This is a genomic window from Xanthovirga aplysinae (assembly GCF_009711365.1).
Taxonomy (GTDB): domain Bacteria; phylum Bacteroidota; class Bacteroidia; order Cytophagales; family Cyclobacteriaceae; genus Xanthovirga; species Xanthovirga aplysinae.
The window spans coordinates 1-4,845 of the sequence record NZ_SMMB01000862.1 but is presented as its reverse complement, the minus strand read 5'-3'; the positions used below and the strand labels follow the sequence as shown (position 1 = coordinate 4,845).

General features: G+C 36.6%; 4 protein-coding genes. 2 read left to right on the top strand and 2 right to left on the bottom strand.

What is annotated here, in order from left to right; translation table 11 throughout:
* Positions 1-166 precede the first annotated feature (166 nt).
* Positions 167-1,528 carry a serine hydrolase domain-containing protein gene (locus E1171_RS06960; protein ID WP_155205288.1) on the bottom strand — a complete coding sequence of 454 codons (1,362 nt, stop codon included), beginning with the start codon at positions 1,526-1,528 and terminating at the stop codon, positions 167-169.
* A gap of 216 nt (positions 1,529-1,744) precedes the next feature.
* Complete coding sequence (locus tag E1171_RS06955) at positions 1,745-2,314, bottom strand: hydrolase (protein WP_155205287.1); 570 nt, start codon at positions 2,312-2,314, stop codon at positions 1,745-1,747.
* Between the two features lie 502 nt (positions 2,315-2,816).
* Here E1171_RS06955 and E1171_RS06950 point away from each other — a divergent pair.
* The gene (locus E1171_RS06950; RefSeq protein WP_155205286.1) at positions 2,817-4,010 is read left to right on the top strand and encodes a pyridoxal phosphate-dependent aminotransferase; all 1,194 of its coding nucleotides are present in this window, start codon (positions 2,817-2,819) and stop codon (positions 4,008-4,010) included.
* Positions 4,011-4,039: 29 nt separating this feature from the next.
* On the top strand, positions 4,040-4,845 hold an 806-nt coding region (locus E1171_RS06945; protein ID WP_155205285.1), incomplete at its 3' end, for a prephenate dehydrogenase.

The following is a 4,845-nucleotide window of genomic DNA, read 5'->3' as shown; positions in this document are numbered from 1 at the left end:
AATTAGTCTAGGAAGCTTAATTGTTAATAGATAAGATATTAAGTAAAAATAATAAAAACAGCCTTCTAAAAAAACGGAATTCTACAATTTAATTGACGAAGATAATTAATAAATCAACTATTCAAATGCACTTTTATTCACCCATGAAATCCAATTAAATCGATTGTTATACTCCTTCTGAAAGTTCCTTTTTCTGGTCAGGGAAAGCCTTTAAAATCTCTACCATCATTTCATTCAAATCAATATTTTTGAACCCTAATCTCACCACAACTAGCTTTTTGGAGGGTACCACATAAATTCGCTGTCCTTGGAAACCATCACAAAAAAATATATCTTCAGGACAGTCCGGGAGTTCATGTTTTGATCGATTAAGCCACCACTGCACACCATATTTTCCCCCAGACCCTTTGGCTGGAGTTGTTGAGTAGTCGACCCATCCCTCAGGAAGGATACGCTCCCCGTTCCAGACACCATCATTTAAATACAACATTCCAAATCGAGCCCAATCCCTAGGGGTAGCAAAGGCATAGGATGAGCCCACAAATGTTCCAGAAGCGTCGGGTTCTAAAGTTATACTGTGCATTCCTATTTTCATAAATAGCTCCCTATATGGAAAAGAAAAGTATTCGTCATCATTTTCAAAAACATTCCGAATAAGATAAGAAACGATATTACTACTTCCAGAGGAATACAACCAATTTTCTCCAGGTTCTTTTTCAAAGCTGCTTTGAAGAGCATAGTTACCCATATCAGCTTTTTTATACAACATTTTTGTTACATCCGAAATATCCCCATAATCTTCCCTCCATGTTAAACCACTATTCATTTGCATCAAATGATGAAGTGTGATGGTTTTTCGATTATCCTTTTTCCATGCTTCCACGGCAAGTGGCTGATGGATATCTAGTTTTCCCTGTTTGGTCAGGATTCCGACAAGTGCACTGGTAATACTTTTGGTCATTGACCAGCCCAGTGTTTTAGTATCCTTGTTAAATCCTTTTCCATATTTTTCTACCACCAATTGGTTATCATGTACCACCAAAAGAGCTTTGGTTTTCTTGTCCTCACCGAAGACTTTATTTACAGCTGCTTCAAGCTGATTTCGATTAAAGTCATTGGAAACATTGATATTCATTTTATTACCCTGAGGCCATAGAATAGTATCAGGATCAAAGTTAATCACTGGTTTTTGAAAAGTTTGCTTCCTTAAACTCCCTTCCTCAGCTTCTACCAAAAGCGTACAGCCCAAACCCTCCCTGAATACTGCCTTTATGGCACCAAATCCAAAAACTGTGCTGGTTACGGTCTTTTTTTCTTTATCTATTTGGCTACGAGTATAATTAACAGGTGAAAAATTCAAATCCTCGTTTTGAACATCTTCCGGATTACGACCTGCCTCAAAAACGCAAGAACACATCATCTTGGCCGCATATCCATTCATTATAGGAAGCCTTTCTGATGCATAAAAAGCCCCTCCTGAAAGGGCTAATAGCAGAATAAATACGGTTCCATAGAATACCTTTTTCATGGGAAGAAGAATTTAGGTGAGACATGTTAAGATAAAAAAAATTCGGGAAACCCCGAAGAAGAGAAAGGAATAGTGTACAATGATTAGGGGAAACGAAAAAATGAAGAAGTAAGGGAAAATAGGATGATGATAAAAAGTTAAAATCTTTAAAAAGATACTTTAACCTCCATTTCTCAAAGGAGCATTATCTAGCACCCATACCAGCCCATAATTTATTTATAGGACTTGTAACACTTCTTGAGTTAAGCGATTTCTTCCCATCCTTGGAAAAATATATTTAATAGTATGGTCATGTTCTTCCCGAGATAAGGCATTCATGGCATCAACAACAAATATTTGATTATAATTTCTTTGATAAGCCTCTCTGGCTGTAGTTTCAACACCTATGTTTGTGGATATCCCACATAGAAGTAGAGTATCAATTCCCCTTCTTCGGAGTTGTAAATCCAGTTCTGTGCCAAAGAAGGCCCCCCACTGCCGTTTAGTAATCAACAAGTCGCCCTTTTTGGGGCATAATTCAGGAACAATATTCGACCAATCTTGTGGTAAATCTCTTGGAGGCAAAGGTTCATCCAGGATGGGATTAAGAGCGTCTTTTCCATTTTGAAAATCCACATTAACCAAGGCTACCAAACCTCTCTTTGAACGGAATTTATCTGCAAGCTTAGCCGCATTACTGACAATAACATCTATTTCATTAGGCTTTCCTTTTAAACCAACAATTCCCTTTTGTAGGTCAATAATTACCAAAGCAGTTTTATCAATATTCAGTTTTAATGGCTTCATTTTTCAGAACCTTTTTAAATAGGTTTTTATCCTTTAAATTGAAATATTTTACCTCTTGCAATTAACCTCTGAGAGGTGTGTCAAGTTGCATTTATTCACTATTATTTTTTTAAGGCTATATCTAACAAGTAAGGTTTGGTTCCATAACATCAAAATAGTGTTACTTTCTTCCTCCCTGTGTCTTGTTAAAGACCTTACCTTTAAAAGGAAAAGGATTGCTAGCAGGCTTTTTCAGTGATACATACTTAATCCCTAATAAAGTTGAGGAAGCTTCTAAATTTTTATAACCAGTTCATTTATTGCGAGAAACACTTTTATTTTTGATCTTCATATACTTATATTTGCGCATATCTAGGAAAACAATGAAGAAACTGAACACATATTATTACTACTATTACCGAATTCTCCATTTCGGAACAGAGTAGTTGTGTTCATTTGATAAAAGTATAAAATGTAACAGCCCGGTTCCGAAAAGGACCGGGCTTTTTTTATTTCAAATAAGATGATAATCAACAAAGCAGATCGTTTAGGAAATGTTCAAGAATACTATTTCTCCAAAAAACTTAGAGAAATAGCTCAAATGGAAGAACGTGGAGAAAAAGTGATAAATCTTGGTATAGGTAGTCCAGATATGGCTCCTTCATCTGCAACCATTAAAAAACTAAGTGAGGCAGCTTTTCAAAAAAATACCCATGGCTATCAAAACTATAAAGGAATACCGCAATTAAGACAAGCTTTTTCAAACTGGTATAATACCACTTATAATGTTTTTTTGAATGCAGAAACTGAAGTGTTGCCTCTATTAGGTTCCAAAGAAGGTATTATGCACATCTCCATGGCCTTTCTCAATCCAGGAGATGGTGTTTTAGTTCCCGACCCTGGTTACCCTGCATACGCTGCTGCAAGTCGTCTGCTAGGAGCAGACCTAATCACATATGACTTAAAAGAAGAAGATGGTTGGATGCCTGACCTGGAAGCGCTTCAAAAGATGGATCTTAATCATGTGAAATTGATGTGGTTAAATTATCCGAATATGCCAACAGGAGCAGAAGCTAATCGTGAAACGTTTGAGGCTCTAATACAATTTGCTCGAAAACATAAAATTCTCTTATGCCACGATAACCCTTACAGTTTGGTTTTAAATAAAAATCAACCTTTAAGTATACTTTCATGCGAGGGAGCCAAAGAAGTTTCAATTGAATTAAACTCATTGAGCAAATCCCATAATATGGCCGGTTGGCGTATTGGAATGGTAGGAGGCCATAAGGATTATGTTGAAGCCATCATAAAAGTAAAAAGTAACGTGGACTCTGGCATGTTTTTTCCCCTTCAGTTAGCGGCAGTAGAAGCATTAAACAATTCCATCAAATGGCATAATGATAGGAACAAGGAGTATTCAAAAAGAAAAAAATCGGCACTTTCTATTTTAGAATTATTAAAGTGTAAAGCAGCTGAAGAGCAGGTAGGAATGTTCCTTTGGGCAAAAATCCCTGATGGCATATCTGAAGTTGAAGGTTTTATTGACAACATTCTTTCCAAGGCAAAGGTATTTCTAACTCCTGGTTTCATTTTTGGCTCAAATGGTAAACGTTTTATTAGGATTTCCTTATGCTCCAATTTAAATACACTAGGAGAGGCGCATAAAAGAATTCAAAAGGTATTAAGTGAATTAGATTTGGAAGAAAAGGAAATGTAAGTGTAAGAAGAATAATTAAACTTTTTATTATGAATATTATTATTGTGGGTTTGGGCTTAATCGGGGGATCGATCGCAAAAGAGGTTAGAAAAAAGGGTTTTGCCCATCGAATAATTGGAGTAGATCAAAATAAACAACATCAGAAAGAAGCCCTACAGTTGGGACTAGTAGATGAGATTTGCCAGTTAAATGAAGCCATTTCAAAATCAGAACTGGTTATTCTGGCCATTCCTGTAAACGCTATCTTAAAACTGCTACCTCAAATCATGGCACTGTTACCAAAAAATGCTGTGGTGACGGATGTAGGTTCAACAAAAAAGGCCATCTGTGATAGCATTAAAGACCTACCCAATCATTCTGCCTTTGTTCCAGCTCACCCTATGGCGGGAACAGAAAATTCAGGCCCAAAAGCTGCTATTGATGATTTATTTAAGGGTAAGGTTGCTATTATTTGTAACCAGGCAAGAGCTTCCAAAAATGCATTGAAAAAAGTTCAACAACTTTATGAAGAAGTACTGGAAATGAAGGTAAAATACATGAATGCAGATGAGCACGATGAACACGTAGCTTACGTTTCTCATATTTCTCATATTACCTCCTTTGTACTTGCTCAAACGGTGTTGGAAGTGGAAAAAAGCCAATCCACCATTTTCGATTTAGCTAGTGGCGGTTTTGAATCCACAGTGCGTCTGGCCAAAAGTTCTGCTCAAATGTGGACTCCCATCTTTTTACAAAACAAAGAAAAAATTCTCCCTGTAATTGATGCCTATATGAAAAACATGCAGGCCTTTAAAGAAGGAATTGAAAAAATGGGAGCGGAGGAATTAACGCATTT